General features: G+C 59.6%; 23 protein-coding genes. 3 read left to right on the top strand and 20 right to left on the bottom strand.

The genetic code is table 11. The features are described 5' to 3' along the window. Positions 1-43 precede the first annotated feature (43 nt). The 4 genes from AKL25_RS04800 to petA form a co-directional block, all read right to left on the bottom strand. A complete protein-coding gene (locus AKL25_RS04800) occupies positions 44-655 on the bottom strand; it encodes a glutathione S-transferase N-terminal domain-containing protein (protein ID WP_007879667.1) in 612 nt (203 codons plus the stop codon). 143 nt (positions 656-798) lie between these two features. Then, positions 799-1,563 (bottom strand): cytochrome c1, encoded by a 765-nt coding sequence (locus AKL25_RS04795; protein WP_050476485.1) that lies wholly within the window; start codon positions 1,561-1,563, stop codon positions 799-801. 19 nt (positions 1,564-1,582) lie between these two features. Beyond that, positions 1,583-3,031 carry a cytochrome b gene (locus tag AKL25_RS04790; protein WP_050476484.1) on the bottom strand — a complete coding sequence of 483 codons (1,449 nt, stop codon included), beginning with the start codon at positions 3,029-3,031 and terminating at the stop codon, positions 1,583-1,585. Between the two features lie 2 nt (positions 3,032-3,033). After that, positions 3,034-3,642: a ubiquinol-cytochrome c reductase iron-sulfur subunit gene (gene petA / locus AKL25_RS04785; RefSeq protein ID WP_050476483.1), complete on the bottom strand. Its 609-nt coding sequence runs from the start codon at positions 3,640-3,642 to the stop codon at positions 3,034-3,036. A 254-nt stretch (positions 3,643-3,896) separates the two neighbouring features. Between petA and mscL the strand changes: the two genes are divergently transcribed. Continuing rightward, positions 3,897-4,328 carry a large conductance mechanosensitive channel protein MscL gene (mscL, locus tag AKL25_RS04780; protein ID WP_050476482.1) on the top strand — a complete coding sequence of 144 codons (432 nt, stop codon included), beginning with the start codon at positions 3,897-3,899 and terminating at the stop codon, positions 4,326-4,328. An 84-nt stretch (positions 4,329-4,412) separates the two neighbouring features. On the opposite strand, the gene AKL25_RS04775 is transcribed toward mscL, so the two are convergent. Beyond that, entirely contained in the window at positions 4,413-5,183 is a 771-nt protein-coding gene (locus AKL25_RS04775; RefSeq protein ID WP_050476481.1) for a Nif3-like dinuclear metal center hexameric protein, read from the bottom strand. A 25-nt stretch (positions 5,184-5,208) separates the two neighbouring features. Here AKL25_RS04775 and AKL25_RS04770 point away from each other — a divergent pair, with 25 nt between their 5' ends. Together AKL25_RS04770 and AKL25_RS04765 are read left to right on the top strand one after the other, a co-directional pair. Continuing rightward, positions 5,209-6,378, top strand: a complete 1,170-nt coding sequence (locus AKL25_RS04770) for a Do family serine endopeptidase (RefSeq protein WP_050476480.1) — start codon at positions 5,209-5,211, stop codon at positions 6,376-6,378. A 39-nt stretch (positions 6,379-6,417) separates the two neighbouring features. After that, complete coding sequence (locus AKL25_RS04765; protein ID WP_050476479.1) at positions 6,418-7,104, top strand: DUF2461 domain-containing protein; 687 nt, start codon at positions 6,418-6,420, stop codon at positions 7,102-7,104. 82 nt (positions 7,105-7,186) lie between these two features. On the opposite strand, the gene tatC is transcribed toward AKL25_RS04765, so the two are convergent. The 15 genes from tatC to murA all read right to left on the bottom strand — a co-directional run bounded on the left by tatC (position 7,187) and on the right by murA (position 18,386). Next, positions 7,187-7,960 (bottom strand): twin-arginine translocase subunit TatC, encoded by a 774-nt coding sequence (tatC, locus tag AKL25_RS04760; RefSeq protein ID WP_050476478.1) that lies wholly within the window; start codon positions 7,958-7,960, stop codon positions 7,187-7,189. A 42-nt stretch (positions 7,961-8,002) separates the two neighbouring features. After that, on the bottom strand, positions 8,003-8,503 hold the full coding sequence (gene tatB / locus AKL25_RS04755; protein ID WP_050476477.1) for a Sec-independent protein translocase protein TatB: 501 nt from the start codon (positions 8,501-8,503) through the stop codon (positions 8,003-8,005). A gap of 144 nt (positions 8,504-8,647) precedes the next feature. After that, a complete protein-coding gene (gene tatA / locus AKL25_RS04750; protein ID WP_007879646.1) occupies positions 8,648-8,860 on the bottom strand; it encodes a Sec-independent protein translocase subunit TatA in 213 nt (70 codons plus the stop codon). 91 nt (positions 8,861-8,951) lie between these two features. Further along, the gene (locus AKL25_RS04745; RefSeq protein WP_050476476.1) at positions 8,952-9,335 is read right to left on the bottom strand and encodes a histidine triad nucleotide-binding protein; all 384 of its coding nucleotides are present in this window, start codon (positions 9,333-9,335) and stop codon (positions 8,952-8,954) included. Positions 9,336-9,416: 81 nt separating this feature from the next. Beyond that, complete coding sequence (locus AKL25_RS04740) at positions 9,417-9,761, bottom strand: phosphoribosyl-ATP diphosphatase (protein ID WP_050476475.1); 345 nt, start codon at positions 9,759-9,761, stop codon at positions 9,417-9,419. Further along, positions 9,758-10,225: a phosphoribosyl-AMP cyclohydrolase gene (gene hisI / locus AKL25_RS04735; RefSeq protein ID WP_050476474.1), complete on the bottom strand. Its 468-nt coding sequence runs from the start codon at positions 10,223-10,225 to the stop codon at positions 9,758-9,760. Before hisI ends, AKL25_RS04740 begins: the two co-directional genes overlap by 4 nt. Next, positions 10,222-10,986 (bottom strand): imidazole glycerol phosphate synthase subunit HisF, encoded by a 765-nt coding sequence (gene hisF / locus AKL25_RS04730; RefSeq protein WP_050476473.1) that lies wholly within the window; start codon positions 10,984-10,986, stop codon positions 10,222-10,224. The genes hisI and hisF overlap by 4 nt, the downstream gene beginning before the upstream one ends. Then, positions 10,983-11,789 carry a 1-(5-phosphoribosyl)-5-[(5-phosphoribosylamino)methylideneamino]imidazole-4-carboxamide isomerase gene (hisA, locus tag AKL25_RS04725; protein WP_050476472.1) on the bottom strand — a complete coding sequence of 269 codons (807 nt, stop codon included), beginning with the start codon at positions 11,787-11,789 and terminating at the stop codon, positions 10,983-10,985. The genes hisF and hisA overlap by 4 nt, the downstream gene beginning before the upstream one ends. An 83-nt stretch (positions 11,790-11,872) precedes the next feature. After that, on the bottom strand, positions 11,873-12,511 hold the full coding sequence (hisH, locus tag AKL25_RS04720; RefSeq protein WP_083444575.1) for an imidazole glycerol phosphate synthase subunit HisH: 639 nt from the start codon (positions 12,509-12,511) through the stop codon (positions 11,873-11,875). 75 nt (positions 12,512-12,586) lie between these two features. After that, the gene (gene hisB / locus AKL25_RS04715; protein WP_050476470.1) at positions 12,587-13,183 is read right to left on the bottom strand and encodes an imidazoleglycerol-phosphate dehydratase HisB; all 597 of its coding nucleotides are present in this window, start codon (positions 13,181-13,183) and stop codon (positions 12,587-12,589) included. A 19-nt stretch (positions 13,184-13,202) separates the two neighbouring features. Further along, the gene (hisC, locus tag AKL25_RS04710) at positions 13,203-14,306 is read right to left on the bottom strand and encodes a histidinol-phosphate transaminase (protein ID WP_050476469.1); all 1,104 of its coding nucleotides are present in this window, start codon (positions 14,304-14,306) and stop codon (positions 13,203-13,205) included. Beyond that, a complete protein-coding gene (locus AKL25_RS04705; RefSeq protein ID WP_050476468.1) occupies positions 14,287-15,078 on the bottom strand; it encodes a DNA-methyltransferase in 792 nt (263 codons plus the stop codon). Before AKL25_RS04705 ends, hisC begins: the two co-directional genes overlap by 20 nt. A gap of 28 nt (positions 15,079-15,106) precedes the next feature. Then, positions 15,107-16,420: a histidinol dehydrogenase gene (gene hisD / locus AKL25_RS04700; protein WP_050476467.1), complete on the bottom strand. Its 1,314-nt coding sequence runs from the start codon at positions 16,418-16,420 to the stop codon at positions 15,107-15,109. A 35-nt stretch (positions 16,421-16,455) separates the two neighbouring features. Next, positions 16,456-17,109, bottom strand: a complete 654-nt coding sequence (gene hisG, locus AKL25_RS04695) for an ATP phosphoribosyltransferase (RefSeq protein ID WP_050476466.1) — start codon at positions 17,107-17,109, stop codon at positions 16,456-16,458. Positions 17,110-17,135: 26 nt separating this feature from the next. After that, positions 17,136-18,386 (bottom strand): UDP-N-acetylglucosamine 1-carboxyvinyltransferase, encoded by a 1,251-nt coding sequence (gene murA / locus AKL25_RS04690; protein WP_050476465.1) that lies wholly within the window; start codon positions 18,384-18,386, stop codon positions 17,136-17,138. Positions 18,387-18,399: the final 13 nt, after the last annotated feature.

Here is an 18,399-nt window from a genome sequence, read left to right as displayed (position 1 = left end):
GATCAACCGGCGAGACAGGATAATACAAAATGCAGCGCGAAGCTTAACGACGCATGACCTTTTCGGAAGGTGTCAGTGCTTCGATGTAGGCAGGACGCGAGAAAATACGCTCAGCGTATTTCATCAGCGGCGCTGCCGTCTTCGACAGTTCGATGCCGTAGTGGTCGAGACGCCAGAGCAACGGCGCCAGCGCGACGTCGAGCATGGAGAACTCGTCGCCGAGCATGTACTTGTTCTTCAGGAACAGCGGCGCCAGCGTGGTCAGGCGATCGCGAATTTCTGCGCGGGCCTTTTCGTGGGCTTTTTCTGCTGCCTTGGTCTTTTCGTTTTCCAGGGTGTGCACGTGGATGAACAATTCCTTTTCGAAATTGAACAGCATGAGGCGTGCACGCGCGCGCATCAGCGGATCTGCCGGCATCAGTTGCGGATGCGGGAAGCGTTCGTCGATGTATTCGTTGATGATGTTGGATTCGTACAGAACCAGATCGCGTTCGACCAGGATAGGCACCTGACCGTAGGGATTCATGACCGAAATATCTTCTGGCTTGTTGAACAGGTCAACGTCGCGGATTTCAAAGTCCATGCCCTTTTCGAACAGAACGAGGCGGCAACGTTGCGAGAATGGGCAGGTTGTGCCCGAGTAGAGAACCATCATTTTTGTAGTGCCTTAGAAACAAAGGGGCGAGACGCTGTACGTCTCACCCCGATACGTACGTCCGCAGACTGCGCGGACACAATAAACTTACTTCACTGCCAGAACCTGCCGCAAGCCTTGCTGCGAAAGACTTTGAACAGGTTCTACTTTACTTCTTTCCAGAAGGAGGCGTTCAGACGCCATGCCAACACAAGGAAGCAACCCAGGAACAGTAAAACCCAGACGCCGAGGCGCTTACGCGTATTTTGCGCGGGTTCACCCATCCATTGCAAGTATCCGACCAAATCAGCGACCGCATTGTCGTATTCCACAGCAGTCATCTTGCCCGGTTTCAACTGTTCAAAACCCACAAATTTGTGAATGGTCTTGCCTTCTTCGTGCGAATCTTTCTCTTCAGCATACTTTGGCGCGCGAATTCCTTGCAATTCCCACAACACGTGCGGCATGCCGACGTTAGGGAAAACCATGTTATTCCAGCCGGTCGGACGGCTGTCGTCCTTGTAGTAAGTACGCAGATAGGTGTAGATCCAGTCCGGGCCGCTGCCGGCTTCAGACGCTTTGGCGCGGGCGATCACGGACAAATCCGGCGGAACCGCACCGAACCATGCCTTGGCATCTTGCGGCAGCATGGTGTTTTTCATCAGATCGCCGACTTTTTCGCCGGTGAACAGCAGGTTGTTTTTGATTTGATCTTCCGACAAACCGATGTCGCGCAGGCGGTTGTAACGCATGGATGATGCCGAGTGGCAATTCAAACAATAGTTGACGAACAGCTTGGCGCCATTTTGCAGGGCCGACACATCGGTAGTGCGGTCCGGCGCCGTATCCAGCGGATATCCGCCTTCGTTGGCGTAAGCCAGCGCAGGCAACAGCACGAGAGTCGAGATCAGTCTTTTCAGCAATGTCATTTTTATCCTCTGGGCTGGCTTAGTGCGGATGATAAGTAACGCGGTCAGGAACTTGCTTGAACTGTCCTGCAGCACTCCACCATGGCATCAGCAAGAAGAAACCGAAGTAAATGAACGTACATACTTGACTTACGGTCTGGGCAATGTCGCTCAGGATGACGTGGTCGCCCGCACGCAACGCGCCCCACACGCCCGGCGGCTTGACGCCGAGGTAGCCCAGCACCAGGAAGGCAATGGCGAAGGCGATGTAGATGTACTTGTGCCAGCTCGGGCGATAGCGGATCGACTTCACCTTCGAATGGTCCAGCCAAGGCAGGCCGCCGAGGATCATGACCGATACGCCCATCAGCACCACGCCGAAGAATTTGGCGTCGAAGACCGCCATGCCGACAATGATGGCTACGCCGATGACAATCGCGGCGATCTTGAAGATCGCGTTGCGGTTGGATTTCACCAGCAGCAGCGCCACGTAGGCAGCGATGCCGGCCATCAGGTAGACCATGAAGTCCGAGGTCGTGGCACGCAGGATCGAGTAGAACGGCGTGAAGTACCAGACCGGGGCGATGTGCGGCGGCGTCTTGAGCGAATCGGCCGGGATGAAGTTGTTGTACTCGAGGAAGTAGCCACCCATTTCCGGCGCGAAGAACACGACGGCGGTGAATACGATCAGGAATACGGCCACCGCCATCACGTCATGCACGGAGTAGTAAGGATGGAACGGCACGCCGTCCAGCGGTACGCCTTTTTCATCGAGCTTTTCCTTGATCTCGACGCCGTCGGGATTGTTGGAGCCGACTTCGTGCAGCGCGATGATGTGCGCCACCACCAGGCCGATCAGCACCAATGGAATCGCGATCACGTGGAACGAGAAGAAGCGGTTCAGCGTGGCGTCGGAGACCACGTAGTCGCCGCGAATCCACAGCGACAGGTCAGGACCGATGAAAGGAATCGCGCCGAACAGGTTGACGATCACCTGTGCGCCCCAATACGACATCTGGCCCCATGGCAGCAGGTAGCCCATGAAGGCCTCGCCCATCAGGCACAGGAAGATGGCGACGCCGAACAGCCAGACCAGCTCGCGCGGCTTGCGATACGAGCCGTACAGCAGGCCGCGCACCATGTGCAGGTAGACCACGATGAAGAACGCCGACGCGCCGGTGGAGTGCATGTAACGCACCAGCCAGCCCCAGGGGACGTCGCGCATGATGTATTCGACCGAAGCGAACGCCAGGTTGGCGTCCGGCTTGTAGTGCATCACCAGGAAAATCCCGGTCACGATCTGAATGACCAGCACCAGCAGCGCCAGCGAACCGAAGGCGTACCAGAAGTTGAAATTCTTGGGAGCGTAGTACTCGGAAAGATGGGCTTTCCAAGTGGAAGTCAGAGGGAAACGGGCGTCAACCCAGTTCAATGCTTTTGCGGCTACCGGTGCGTCTTTGGGCAATTGTTTTTCTTGGAATGCAGCCATGATTACGCCTCGCCTTTCTCATCTTTGCCGATGACCAGTTTCGTGTCACCTTCAAACATGTACCGTGGAACCTGGAGGTTGTCTGGGGACGGTTTGTTTTTGTAGACCCGGCCCGCCAGGTCGAACGTCGAACCGTGGCACGGGCAGAGGAAACCGCCCTGCCAGTCGTCCGGCAGCGACGGCTGCGCGCCGGTCTGGAACTTGGAGCTCGGCGAGCATCCCAGGTGCGGGCAGATGCCCACGACGACCAGGACGTCCTTCTTGATCGAACGCCATTCGTTCAGTGCGTATTCGGGGGTGGTGGAAAATTCAGTGCGTTTGGATTGCGGATCGGCGACCTGTGCATCGACCTTTTTCAGCGAATCCACCATTTCCGGGGTGCGCTTGAGGATCCATACCGGCTTGCCGCGCCATTCCACGGTCTTCATCTCGCCCGGCGCCAGAGTGGAGATATCCACTTCGACCGGTGCGCCTGCTGCCTTGGCGCGTTCCGATGGTTGAAAAGTTGAAACAAATGCTCCTGCTGTAGCCAGTCCTGCCACGCCACCCGCCGCGCAAGTCGCGACGAGCAAACCCCGCCGACTGGAGTCGACCTGTTTTTCGTTACTCATACCAACCCCAATTAGTGAAAATACGAAAACTCAACGGAACTTCCAGCAACCTTAGATTATAACTAACCCGAAGTGCCTTTTAAAGCGAATAACAATTCGTGAAATGCGATTAATGGAACTTTTTTAATAATTCAAGTACTTCCATGGATGTCTCAGTTTTTTGTATTGTGCAATGAATTGCCAGCAATTTACTTTTTAATCGAAGCACGATATAACCGACTGCGTCGTTTTGCAACAATTTATAGGAGAAAAAGATGGGCATGATGCAAGAATTTCGTACTTTCGCGCTCAAGGGCAACGTTGTCGACCTCGCCGTCGGTGTGATTATCGGCGGCGCCTTTGGCAAAATCGTCGAATCGCTGGTGCAGGATATCATCATGCCGGTGGTCGGAAAGATCTTTGGCGGGCTGGATTTCGCCAACTATTACCTGCCGCTCAACGGCCAGGGCGCGCAATTGACGCTGATCGAGGCGAAAAAAGCCGGCGCCGTGTTTGCCTACGGCAATTTCCTGACCATTCTGATCAACTTCCTGATCCTGGCTTTCATCATCTTCCAGATGGTGCGCATGATCAACAAGGCGCGCGACCTGGCCACGCATCAGAAAGAAGACGCGCCTGCTGCTCCCGCCGCACCGTCGGAAGATATCGTGCTGCTGCGTGAAATTCGCGATTCGCTCAAGAAATAAGCATGTCGCAGACAAAAAGCCCGCTCGATGCGGGCTTTTTTATTTCTGCGCTTACCTAGCGAATGGACGACAGCATTGACGACATCAAGCCGGATTGTCGATATCGACAAACTGATGGCGAATGCCGAACTGGTCTGCGATATGCGCACCCAGCGCCTGCACACCATAGCGCTCCGTCGCATGGTGTCCGGCGGCGATATAGGCCACGCCGGTTTCACGCGCCAGATGCACGGTCTGCTCCGAGATCTCGCCGCTGACGTAGACCGATGCGCCGGCCGCAATCGCGTCGCCGAGAAAGCCTTGCGCGCCGCCGGTGCACCAGCCGACCTTGCCGATGGGCTGGTCCGCGTCGCCGATCAGCAAAGGCGTGCGCCCCAGGCGGCGCTCGATCAGGCGCGCCAGATCGCCCACAGTGGCGACGTTGGCGTCGGCCTGCACGCTGCCCAGCCAGCCCAGCTTGTCGTCGCAGAAGCGCTCCTCGCCGACCAGGCTCAGTTGCCGCGCCAGTTGCGCATTGTTGCCAAGCTCGGGATGCCCATCAAGCGGCAAGTGATAAGCGAACAGATTGATGTCATGCGTCAGCAGCGCCTTGAGCCGCTTTTGCCGGGTGCCGACCACGCGTGCATCCTCGCCGCGCCAGAAATAGCCGTGATGGACCAGGATGGCGTCCGCCTTCAAGTCTATCGCCGCTTCGATCAGCGCCTGGCTCGCCGTCACGCCGCTGACGACCAGGCCGATCTCGGCGCGCCCTTCCACCTGTAGCCCATTTGGGCAATAATCGCGGTATTGTGCGATATTCAGCGTTTGCGCTAAGTATTTGGCAAGTTCATCCCTATTTGCTGTGCGCAGGGTCATCTTTCATCCTCATTTTTATTTCAATATGCGACGTTTTTGGCTGTTGTTTGCGCAAACCGTAACTGTCGGTTTGGCGGTTTGGTTCATTGTAGCTACCTTGAAGCCGGATTGGGCCAGCGGAACCCTGAGTTCCCGCGTCCGCCCCGCCGCTTCCTCGGTCCAGATGCAGGAAGCCGCCCCCGGTGCGCCGACGCCCAATTCGTATCGCGATGCCGCGCGCCAGGCGATGCCGTCGGTGGTGAACATCTTCACCACGACCGAGGCGCGGCCGCAAAAAAATCCGTTCATGGATGATCCGTTCTTCAAGAAATTCTTCGGCGACCAGTTCGAGGATCAGCAAGACGACAAGCAATCCAGCCTCGGCTCCGGCGTCATCGTCAGTCCGCAAGGCTACATCCTGACCAACAATCACGTGGTCGAAGCCGCCGACGAAATCGAAGTCGCGCTGGCCGACGGCCGCAAGGCCTCCGCCAAGGTGGTCGGCACCGATCCGGAAACCGACCTCGCCGTGATCAAGATCGACCTGCCGAACCTGCCTGCCATCACGCTGGCGCATGTCGAGCAAGCCACCGTCGGCGACATCGTGCTGGCCATCGGCAATCCGTTCGGCGTGGGCCAGACCGTCACCATGGGCATCATCTCGGCGCTGGGCCGCAATCACCTCGGCATCAACACCTTCGAGAACTTCATCCAGACCGATGCAGCGATCAACCCGGGCAACTCCGGCGGCGCGCTGGTCGACACCAACGGCAATCTGCTGGGCATCAACACCGCGATCTATTCGCGCACCGGCGGCAACCTCGGCATCGGCTTCGCCATCCCCGTCTCGACCGCCAAAACCGTCATGGAAGCCATCATCGGCCATGGTCAGGTGGTACGCGGCTGGATCGGCGTCGAGCCGCAAGACATCACGCCTGAGCTGGCGGAAAGCTTCGGCCTGACCAAGAAGACCGGCGCCATCATCGCCGGCGTGCTCAAGAACGGCCCCGCCGACAAGGCCGGCATGAAACCGGGCGACATCCTCATCAGCGTGGAAGGCAAACCGGTCAGCGACACCACCGAGATGCTGAACCTGATCGCGCAGCTGACGCCGGGAGCCAAAGCCAAGATGACCGTGCTGCGCAAAGCGCAGGAAACCACGCTGGAAATCGTCGTCGGCAAACGTCCGCCGCCGAAGCGCGAAGAGCGCGAATAAACCAGCCGACATAACGAACAGGAACAAGAAAGCAAGCGTATGCACATCCGTGATCTGACTCAATATCTCGCCGAACTGTCGGAGAACAACAACCGCGCCTGGTTTGTCATGAACAAGCCGCGCTACGACATCCTGCGCGCGGAGTTCCTGGAATTGGTGACTCAACTGATCGCCGATATCAGCAAGTTCGATCCCATCATCGCCAGCTGCAATCCGAAGAAGGCGCTGTTCCGCATCAACCGCGACATGCGCTTCTCGCACGACAAGAGCCCCTACAAGACGCATTTCTCGGCGTCGCTGACTGCCAGCGGCCTGAAGAAGCCAAGCTCGGGCGGCGGCCCTGCTTATTACTTCCATATCGATGCCGACGGCCAGCTGCTGATCGCCGGAGGCGAATACATGCCGCCCTCGGATCGCTTGCGCGCCATCCGCCAGACGGTGATCTCTGATGCCGCCGGTTTCAGCAAGGTGATCAAGACCAAGTCGATCAAGGACGGTTACGGCGGCTTGCAGGAAGAAGGCAAACTGACGCGTCCGCCCAAGGGTTTCGACGCCGACAGCCCGCACATCGAATACGTCAAGCTGAAGAACTTCATCGTCTGGAAGGAAAGCAGCATCAAGAAGAAGATTCCGGCCGATCTCGGCAAGGAAGTGCTGGCGGGCTTCAAGGATGCTTATCCGTTGGTGCACTGGCTGCGCCAGATTCCGCTGATCGTGGCTGAATAACCTCCGCTTCACTTCTGTGTCACCGCACCAACAAAAAAGGCCGCTGCATGCAGTGGCCTTTTTATTTGAATAGCAGCCCGGATCAGCCGCCTACGGCGTCTTCGCGCTCTTCCGGCGCCCGTGTCGCCTTCTCGAAAATCGGCGCCACCAGCAGGCCGACTTCATACAGCAGGCACAGTGGCACGGCCAGCATCAGCTGGCTCATGATGTCCGGCGGCGTCACCACCGCCGCGACCACGAAGGCGCCGACCACGACGTAAGGACGGATCTGCTTGAGCTTGGCCAACGGCACCAGCCCCATGCGCACCAGCACGATCACGATGATCGGCACTTCGAAGGTAATGCCGAACGCCAGGAACATGGTCAGCACAAAGTCGACGTAGCTGTCGATATCAGGCGCCACCGACACCGACTTCGGCGCGAAGTTGTTGATAAACGGGAACACCACGCCGAACACGAAGAAGTAGCAGAACGCCACGCCGGTGATGAACAGTATCGACGACGAAATCACCAGCGGCGCCACCAGGCGCTTCTCGTGCGTGTACAGACCTGGTGCGACGAATGCCCACATCTGGTACAGCACCCACGGCAAGGCGATGATGAAGGCCATCAGCATGGTCACCTTGACCGGAATCAGGAACGGCGTGATCACGCCGGTCGCGATCATCTTGCTGCCGGCCGGCAGCGCGTGGATCATCGGTGCAGCGAGCAAATCGAAGATATGCGCGGCCCACGGCATCATGCACAGGAAGATGATGAGCACCGCAGCCGAGGACTTGACCACGCGGCTGCGCAATTCGATCAGATGCGAGATGAAGGTATCTTCGCTACCTGACGTTTTCTGTTCTTCGGCCATGGAATTACTGCAGGAGTGGGATGGAAAACAAGTCCATCGGGATTAGAAGAAACCGGCGGATTTGCCGGCGCCGATCGGACGATATTTGGCCACGCGCGCTGCTGCGGAAATGACGCGGGTGCGGCGGCCGCTCTGATTCTTGTACCACGACGGCACGGCCGAGGTGCGCGCCAGCTTTTTCTTGCGGAAGTTCTTGGCCTTGATGGTCAGCGCTTCCGGACTCGGCGTGCTGCTCCAACTGGTGCTGCTGCCCGAGTTGCTGTCGTTCCAGGCGTCGTTGATGGAATTCTCGGCATCGGCGACGCTCTTGGAAATGCTGCTGTGGACGTCGCTTGCGGCTTCTTCGACATCCTTTTGCATCTTGCGCAACTCTTCCAGCTCGATTTCGCGGCTGACCTCGGTCTTGACCTCGTTGATGTAACGCTGCGCGCGGCCGAACAGCGAGCCGGCCATACGCGCGACCTTGGGCAGACGCTCAGGGCCGATCACGACCAGCGCGACGACGCCGATTAAAGCCAGCTTGGAAAGACCGATATCAATCATTGCGGAGGGTGGTAGCTGAAAGAAGCGAAAGTGAGTGCCACGGACCTGGAAACGAAAGCGCTACAAAACAAGTGCAACGCCGGGGCATCAGGAACAACGATAGCCCGCGCGCCTGGAAAGGCGACGCGGGCGTCGACGGCATGCTTAGCTGCCGGATTTTTCTTTGTCTTTGGCTTGCACGTCGATGGTGGTCTGGTCCTTGGCGACAGGCTTCTCTTCCTCGCCCTTGACGCCATCCTTGAAACCCTTGACGGCCTTGCCGAGGTCGGAACCCATGTTGCCCAGTTTCTTGGTGCCGAACACCACCATCACAATCACCAGAACGATCAACCAATGCCAGATACTGAACGAACCCATTTTTCTCTCCTAAGCGGACACGCGTGTCCTGTATTCAAATAAATCTTTGTTGCAATATTCTTGCCAAGCATGCCGACGACAGGTTACCGGCTTATCCCTGCAGCACGGACTTGGCGCGCCACGGATGCGCGCCGCCGATCACATGCATATGCAGATGGTACACCTCTTGGCCACCGTCCGGGCCTGTATTGAAAAGCGTCTTGAAACCGCCGCTCTTGTTGCCGCTCGCATCAAGCTGGTAACCGCATCCCTGTTCCTGCGCCAGTTTTGGTGCAAGCAAGGCCATTTTACCCAATAGCGCGGCGTGCTTCCCGGCACAATCGGCCAGCGTGGCGACGTGTTCTTTGGGAATGATCAGGAAGTGCACCGGTGCGGCCGGGTTGATGTCGTGGAAAGCGATGACGTCGTCGTCTTCATAAATCATCTTCGACGGAATCTGCCTGGCGGCGATCTTGCAGAAAATACAGTTATCCAAAGCTGCTCCTCCTCGGTGTCTCGATAAGCGGGCGTCTGCGCCGCTTGTCCTGGCTATGGTTGTTTGATGGTGGTGTTCTGCTCAGGCGTCGGCCGGACGGGCGGCTTTCTCTTCCAGGCCCGACAAGCCCTCGCGGCGCGCCAGTTCGTTCAGCACATCCTGCGGCTTGAGATCGAATTGCGCCAGCATGACCATGGAATGGAACCACAAGTCGGCGCATTCGTAGAGCACCTTGGAAGCATCGCCGCTCACACGCGCATCCTTGGCGGCCATGATGGTTTCCGCCGCTTCTTCGCCGATCTTTTTCAGGATGGCGTCGTCGCCCTTGGAGAACAGCTTGGCGACATAGGACTTTTCAGGATTGCCGCCGTTGGCCAGCTTGCGCGACTCAATGACTTCGGCCAGACGGCGCAGTGTTTCACTCATGACTCGACCTTGGGTGTGGCTTTGGGAGTGGCTTTGCGCGTACGCTTCGGCTTTTCTTTTTCCGGCGCCGCGGCTTCGTCGTCCTTCAGGACCGGCTCGACAGTCTGCCATTCGCCGGTCTCGGCGTTGCCTTCGAACTTCTGGAAGAAGCAGGAATGGCGGCCGGTGTGGCAGGCAATGCCGGCAACCTGCTCGACCTTGAGCAAGACCACGTCTTCGTCGCAGTCGAGGCGGATTTCATGGACCTTCTGGAAATGGCCGGATTCTTCGCCCTTGTGCCACAGCTTCTTGCGCGAGCGGCTCCAGTAAACGGCTTCGCCGGATTGCACAGTCTTGGCCAGCGCTTCGCGATTCATCCAGGCAAACATCAGCACGTCGTTGGAGCCGACTTCCTGAGCAATCACCGGCACCAGCCCGACTTCGTCCCACTTCACCTTGTTCAGCCATTTTGCACTGATGCTCATGCCAGCCTCATAGGAATATTTTGATCGGCCATAAAATGTTTGGCTTCCTGTACGGTATGTTGGCCGTAATGGAAGATGCTCGCCGCCAGCACGGCATCCGCCTTGCCCTGCTTGATGCCGTCGGCCAGATCCTGCAAGCCGCCAACGCCGCCGGAGGCAATCACCGGAATCGCCACCGCTTCGGACACCGCGCGCGTGAGCGCCAGGTCGAAGCCGCTGCGCGTACCGTCGCGGTCCATGCTGGTCAGCAGGATTTCGCCCGCGCCCAGTTGCGCCATCTTGCGCGCCCACTCCACCGCATCCAGCCCGGTAGCGTTGCGGCCGCCGTGGGTGAACACTTCCCACTTGCCTTCGCCGGTACGCTTGGCGTCGATGGCCACGACGATGCATTGCGAACCGTATTTGCTCGCGGCGTCTTCCACCAGTTGCGGATTGGTCACGGCCGAGGTGTTGATGCCGACCTTGTCGGCGCCGGCATTGAGCAGGCGGCGCACGTCGTCGACCGCGCGCACGCCGCCGCCGACCGTCAGCGGAATGAAGACCTGCGAGGCCACCGCTTCGATGATGTCGAGGATCAGGCCGCGGCCGTCCGACGAGGCGGTGATGTCGAGGAAGGTGATTTCATCCGCGCCCTGCTCGTCATAGCGGCGCGCGATTTCAACCGGATCGCCGGCGTCGCGCAGCTCGAGGAAGTTGACGCCTTTGACAACCCGTCCGGCTGTCACGTCGAGACAGGGAATGATGCGTTTTGCGAGTGTCATGATTGTTCGCTGTCGGACCCTTCGGACGCCGGTGATGCTTCTTCCGTCAGCTCGTCGGCGCGATCCTGCGCCGAGCTCAGGTCCAGCGTGCCTTCATAAATCGAACGGCCGCAGATGACGGCTTCGATGCCTTCGTCCTGCACGCCGCACAGAGCTTCAACGTCCTTGATGCTGTGCACGCCGCCGGAGGCGATGATAGGAATCGACACGGCCTGCGCCAGGCGCACGGTCGCTTCGATGTTGACGCCGCCCATCATGCCGTCGCGGCCGATGTCGGTGTAGACGATGGCTTCGCAGCCGTAGCCTTCGAACTTGAGCGCGAGGTCCACCACTTCGTGGCCGGACAGCTTGCTCCAGCCGTCGGTGGCGACTTTGCCGTCCTTGGCGTCGAGGCCGACGATGATCTGGCCCGGGAACGCGCTGCAGGCATCGTGCAGGAAGCCTGGATTCTTCACCGCAGCAGTGCCGATGATGATGTAGGACAGGCCGTCGTCGAGATAGCGTTCGATGGTGTCGAGATCGCGGATGCCGCCGCCGAGCTGCACGGGGATTTCGTCGACGTCGTTTTCGACGGCGAAATCGCGCACGGCCTTGAGGATGGCTTTGACGGCGGATTCGTTCTTCGGCTTGCCGGCGAAGGCGCCGTTCAGGTCAACCAGATGCAGACGACGGGCGCCTTGCGCGAGCCAGTGCCGCGCCATTTCGGCGGGGTCTTGGGAGAATACGGTGGCTTGGTCCATATCGCCTTGCTTCAGGCGAACGCAATGACCGTCTTTCAGGTCGATGGCAGGTATCAGCAGCATGGCTACGGTAATAACGTTAGGTAAAAAGAGAACAAGTCAGCATTGCTGCGCAACTTGCCGGTTGGACAAAAATTAAGCAAAAATCAAGGTTTCCAGTGTACGAAATTCCGGTACAGCTGCAAACCCGCAGAGGCACTTTTTTCCGGATGGAATTGCGTTGCAAAAATATTATCGCGCGCGACCGCGCAGGCGAACGGTTCGCCGTAGACGGTCTCGCCCACGGTGTGAGCCGACTGCCCCGGCTGCGCGTAATAGCTGTGCACAAAATAGAAGTAGGCCTGCTCGTCAATGCCGTCCCAGAGCGGATGCGCGACCTTCTGGTGGACGCGATTCCAGCCCATCTGCGGCACCTTGAAACGCGAGCCGTCGTCCTGTATCTGACCGTCGAGCTGGAAGCGCACCACCTTGCCCGGCAACAGGCCGAGTCCCGGCGTATCGCCTTCCTCGCTCCAGTCGAACAACATTTGTTCGCCGACGCAGACGCCAAACAAGGGTTTGCTGCGCGAAGCGGCGATCACGGCTTCCTGCAAACCAGACTCGCGCAGGCAGCGCATGCAGTCCGGCATCGCGCCCTGGCCCGGCAGCACGACACGGTCGGCCGACTGGATATCGGCGACTTCGCCGGAAATACGCACGTCGGCTTCAGGCGCGACGTGACGCAGGGCTTGCGCGACCGAGCGCAGGTTGCCCATCCCGTAATCCACTACAACAATTTTATTCATAGTAAAAAATGCAAAAGCACAGAAAGTGCGGACGGCAAAAGCAGCTGACGCAGCAGCTCTGCCGGCCAGCTCACATTACAGACTGCCTTTGGTGGAAGGAATCGTTCCTGCCGCGCGCGAGTCAAGCTCGATGGCCATGCGCAATGCACGGCCGAAAGCCTTGAATACGGTTTCGCATTGATGGTGCGCATTGATGCCGCGCAGGTTGTCGACATGCAGCGTGACCTGCGCATGATTGACAAAGCCATGGAAGAATTCGCTGGTCAGATCGACGTCGAAGCCGCCGATCATCGAGCGCGTAAACGGGATGTGGTACTCCAGGCCCGGACGGCCGGAAAAATCGATAACCACGCGCGACAGCGCTTCGTCGAGCGGCACATAGGCGTGACCGTAACGGCGGATGCCCTTCTTGTCGCCGATGGCCTTGGCGAAAGCCTGGCCCAGCGTGATGCCGACGTCTTCCACGGTGTGATGCGCATCGATGTGCAGGTCGCCCTTGGCCTGGATGTCGAGGTCGATCAAACCATGGCGCGCGATCTGGTCCAGCATGTGATCGAGAAAAGGCACGCCGGTGTCCAGCTTTTGCTGGCCGGTGCCATCCAGGTTGATCGCGACGCGAATTTGCGTCTCGTTGGTGTTGCGGACGACTTCTGCAGTTCGTGGAGTTGACATGATCAGGGTAAAACAGACATTACAAAAGTGATTCCGGGCTGAGCTCTTCAAGCGTTGCTTTCAGGGCGTCCAGGAACGAGGCATTCTCTTCGGGTGTGCTGACGTTGACTCTCAGGCAATTTTGCAGCAATGGATGCATTTTACCGGCATTTTTGACTAATACCTTACGTTGCAGCAGTCCTGCAAACACTTTATCCGCATTTGCCAGCCGAATCAGTAAGAAATTGGCTGCGGAAGGAAAAACTTCAATAGCGCCGACGGCGGAAATCGCCGCCGCCAGATCGCTGCGCGCACTGCGCAGCGCCGCCGCCTGCCGGTCCAGCTCGGCAGTATGGTCGAGCACGAACTCCGCCGCCGTCTGGGTCAGCACATTGATATTGTAAGGAGGACGCACCTTGTCGAATTCCTGCAACAACGCAGCGCTCGCGGCCATGTAGCCGAGACGGATGCCGGCCAGCCCGAGCTTGGACACGGTGCGCATGACCACCAGATTGTTGAATTCCGGCAAGCGCGGCATGAAGCTCTCTTGCGCGAACGGCTGGTAGGCCTCGTCCACCACCACGATGCCGCTGTCGCCGACGGCACGCAGGATCGCTTCCATATCGCCGGCGTCGTACAGCGTGCCGGTCGGATTGTTCGGATAGGCGAGATAGGTGATCGCCGGCTGATGCAGGGCAATCGCCGCCAGCATGGCGTCGAGGTCGAGCGTGAAATCCGCCTTGAGCGGCACGCCGATATAGTCGAGACCGGCAAACCTGGCCGATACGCCATACATCACGAAACCGGGCTCCGGCGCCAGCACCTTGGCGCCTGCTTGGGCGCAGGCCACCGAGACGATGGAAATCAACTCGTCCGAACCATTGCCCAGCAGCACGTCGAAACCTGCCGGCACGCCCATGTGGCGGCACAGCTTGGCCTTCAGTTGCGTGTAGGACGGCACCGGATAGCGATTGAGTGCGGCTTCGGCCAGGCGCTGCCCCAGCTCCGCGCGCAAAGCCTGCGGCAGCGTGTAGGGGTTTTCCATGGCGTCGAGCTTGACGAAGCCGGCGGCGTCCGGCACCGGATAAGCCGACAGCGCGCGCACATCGGCGCGGATGATGCGTTCAACCAGTGACTTGCTCATTGGAGGTCTGTGTTGATGTGGAATCCAGGTCGGCCACGCGCTGCTCAATCAGTGCGCAATAGGCAGGGTTCAGTTCAAAGCCGACAAACTGCCGGCCGCAGCGCCTTGCCGCCACCGCCGTCGTGCCGCTGCCCATGAAGGGATCGAGCACCACGCCGCCCGGCGGGCAGGACGCCTTGATCATGCGCTCGACGATTTCCAGCGGCTTTTGCGTCGGATGGTCGGCGCGCTCCTTGTGCTCGCGGTGCAGGCGCGACACGCTCCAGACGTCTTTCGGGTTATAGCCCATTTCCAGCCACTTGGCGCCGACGAAGATCGAGCGCGAACGCGCCTTCTTGGTCTCGGCATCGTAAGGAATGCGGATGGCGTCGAGGTCGAAGTAGTAATCTTTGGCACGCGCAAAGAAACCGATGGTGTCGTGCACCGACGAATACTTGCGGGTGCTGCCGCCCATCGACGGCACGCGACGGTCCCAGATGATTTCGTTGAGCATGGTCATGCGGCGCTTGAGCATGACGAAAATTTCCGGCGAGTAACGCCAGGTCAGAAAGATGTAGAGGCTGCCGTTAGTCTTGAGCTTGGGAATGGCGGCGGTGATCCACTGCTCGGTCCACGCCAGGTAAGCCTCGGTGTCGAGCTTGTCGGAGTCGTTGCCGTAGTCCTTGCCGAGGCCGTATGGAGGATCTGCGATCAGCAGGTCGATCTGGCCATCGGGAATGCGCGCCAGACCATCCAGCGCATCTTCGCAAAAAACGCGGTCGAGCCAGCTCATCGCAGGCCTGGCTCTACGCGGCGCGTGGTCATTTGAGTCGGTACTCCGCAGAACGCGCGTGCGCCTGCAAGCCTTCGCCGTAGGCCAGCTCGGCTGCCACCTTGCCCAGCGTCTGGGCGCCGGCTTCGCTGACCTGGATGATGCTGGAACGCTTCTGGAAATCGTAGACCCCCAGCGGCGACGAGAAGCGCGCCGTACGCGAAGTCGGCAACACGTGATTCGGACCGGCGCAGTAATCACCCAGCGATTCCGACGAAAAACGGCCGAGGAACATGGCGCCGGCGTGACGGATCTTGTCGGCCCATTGCTGCGGCTCTTCAGCAGAAATTTCCAGATGCTCGGCGGCGATCATGTTGGCGATCTCGCAGGCTTCGTCCATGTCGCGCACTTTGATCAGCGCGCCGCGATCGGTCAGCGAGGTGCGGATCACGTCCTTGCGCGGCATGGCGTCGAGTTGCTTGTTGATGCTGGCTTCCACTTGCGCGATGTAATCGGCGTCCGGGCACAGCAAAATGGATTGCGCCAGCTCGTCGTGCTCGGCTTGCGAAAACAAATCCATGGCGATCCAGTCGGGATCGGTGCTGCCGTCGCAGATCACGAGGATCTCCGAAGGACCGGCGATCATGTCGATGCCGACCGTGCCGAACACGCGGCGCTTGGCGGCAGCGACGTAGGCGTTGCCGGGACCGACGATCTTGTCGACCGGCGGAATGGTGTCGGTGCCGTACGCCAGTGCGCCGACGGCTTGTGCGCCGCCGATGGTGAACACACGGTCGACGCCGGCAATCGCTGCGGCGGCCAGCACCAGTTCATTCTTCACGCCGTCCGGCGTCGGCACCACCATGATGACTTCCTGCACGCCGGCAACCTTGGCCGGGATCGCGTTCATCAGCACCGACGACGGATAGGCGGCCTTGCCGCCCGGTACATAGATACCGACGCGATCGAGCGGCGTGACTTTTTGTCCCAGCACGGTGCCGTCGGCTTCGGTATAGAGAAACCCGTCGGAGCCGCATTCCTTCTTCTGGCGCTCGTGATACGCGCGCACGCGGTCGGCGGCCGTTTGCAAGGCATCGCGACGCGCAGCAGGCAGACCTGCCAGCGCTTGCTGCAATTCATTCTGGCCGATTTCCAATGCCGCAACGCCGGTGGCGGTGAGGCGATCGAAACGGTTGGTGTATTCCAGCACCGCAGCATCGCCGCGCGCCTTGACGTCGGCCAGGATGCCCGCAGCGGCGCGATCGATGGCTTCATCTTCGCTGGCTTCAAAGGCCAGCACGGCAGACAGCTTTTGCTGGAAGCCGGCTTCGGTAGAATCGAGTTTTCGGATGGCTATTCCCATGATGTGCCTTTGCTGCGGTCAATGCGGATGCTGATTTATGCGTTTGCCTGCGAGGCTTTTTCGAATGCTTCCAGAATCGGTTGCAGACGTTCGCGCTTGAGTTTCAGCGCGGCCTGGTTCACGACCAGGCGTGAAGAAATTTCCATGATGTGTTCGACTTCGACCAGCTTGTTGGCGCGCAAGGTGCCGCCGGTGCTGACCAGGTCGACGATGGCGTCGGACAGGCCGACCAGCGGGCCCAGTTCCATCGAGCCGTACAGCTTGATCAGGTCGACGTGCACGCCCTTGGAAGCGAAATGCTCGCGCGCGGTCTTGACGTATTTGGTGACCACACGCAGGCGCGCGCCCTGGCGCACCGCGCTGGCGTAATCGAAACCGTCCTGCACCGCGACCGACAGGCGGCACTTGGCGATGTTCAGGTCGATCGGCTGGTACAGCCCTTCGCCGCCATGCTCCAGCAACACGTCCTTGCCGGCCACGCCGAAATCGGCCGCGCCGTATTGCACGTAGGTCGGCACGTCCGAGGCGCGCACGATGATCACGCGCACTGCCGGATCGTTGGTCGGCAGGATCAGTTTGCGCGAGGTCTCGGGATCTTCGGTGACTTCGATGCCGGCGGCTTTGAGCAGCGGCAGCGTTTCTTCGAAGATGCGTCCTTTGGACAGTGCGAGGGTGAGTTGCTGAGTCATGTTTTACTGCCGATGTGTACTGCTGATTATTTAACGCGTTCGATCTGGGCACCGATCGACGACAACTTGTTTTCCATGCGATCGTAGCCACGGTCGAGGTGATAGATGCGCTCGATCAGGGTCTCGCCTTGCGCCGCCAGGCCGGCAATCACCAGCGATGCCGAGGCGCGCAAGTCGGTCGCCATCACCGGCGCGCCGACGAATTTCTCGACGCCCTTGACGATCGCGGTGTTGCCTTCGATGTCGATGGCCGCGCCCAGGCGGTTCAGTTCCTGCACGTGCATGAAGCGGTTTTCGAAAATCGTTTCGGTCACGTGGCTGGTGCCTTCGGCGATACAGTTCAGCGCCATGAATTGCGCCTGCATGTCGGTCGGGAAGCCGGGATATTCGGTGGTGCGGAAGCTGACTGCCTTCGGGCGGCGCGCCATCTGCACGCGAATCCAGTCGTCGCCGGAAGTCAGGATGGCGCCGGCTTCGCGCAGCTTGTCCAGCGCCGCGTCGAGCAGGCTGCTGCGGGTGTTCTTGAGGGTGACGTCGCCGCCGACTGCCGCCACTGCGCACAGGAAAGTACCGGTCTCGATACGGTCGGCGATGACGGTGTGCGATGCGCCGTGCAGCTTGTCGACGCCCTGGATCACCAGGCGGTCGCTGCCGATGCCTTCGATCCTGGCGCCCATGGCCACCAGCAGGTGCGCGAGGTCGCTGACTTCAGGTTCGCGCGCGGCGTTTTCCAGCACGGTTTCGCCGTCGGCCAGCACCGCCGCCATCAGCAGGTTTTCGGTGCCGGTGACGGTGATCATGTCGGTGACAATGCGCGTACCCTTGAGGCGTTTGGCCTTGGCGTAGATGTAGCCGGCGTCGATGGTGATCTCGGCGCCCATGGCTTGCAGGCCCTTGATGTGCTGGTCGACCGGACGCGAGCCGATGGCGCAACCGCCCGGCAGCGAGACCTTGGCTTCGCCGAAACGCGACAGCAAAGGACCCAGCACCAGAATCGAGGCGCGCATGGTCTTGACCAGTTCGTACGGCGCTTCCAGTTTGGTGATGTCGCCGCCGTTGAGGGTGACGCTGTGATCGTTCTGCTCGGCGCGCAAACCCATCTGGCGCATCAGCTTGAGGATCGTGGTCACGTCCTGCAGGTTCGGGACGTTCGACAGTTCCAGCGTATCGGCGGTCAGCAGGCCGGCGCACAGGATAGGCAGCGCGGCGTTCTTGGCGCCGGAAATGACGACATCGCCGGAGAGGCGGTTACCGCCGCGGATTAAAAGCTTGTCCATGAAAAAGCTAGGC

The organism is Herbaspirillum rhizosphaerae (assembly GCF_001189965.1).
Taxonomy (GTDB): domain Bacteria; phylum Pseudomonadota; class Gammaproteobacteria; order Burkholderiales; family Burkholderiaceae_D; genus Herbaspirillum; species Herbaspirillum rhizosphaerae.
The sequence above is the reverse complement of the archived record's forward strand: the minus strand, read 5'-3'. Positions and strand labels throughout refer to the sequence as shown.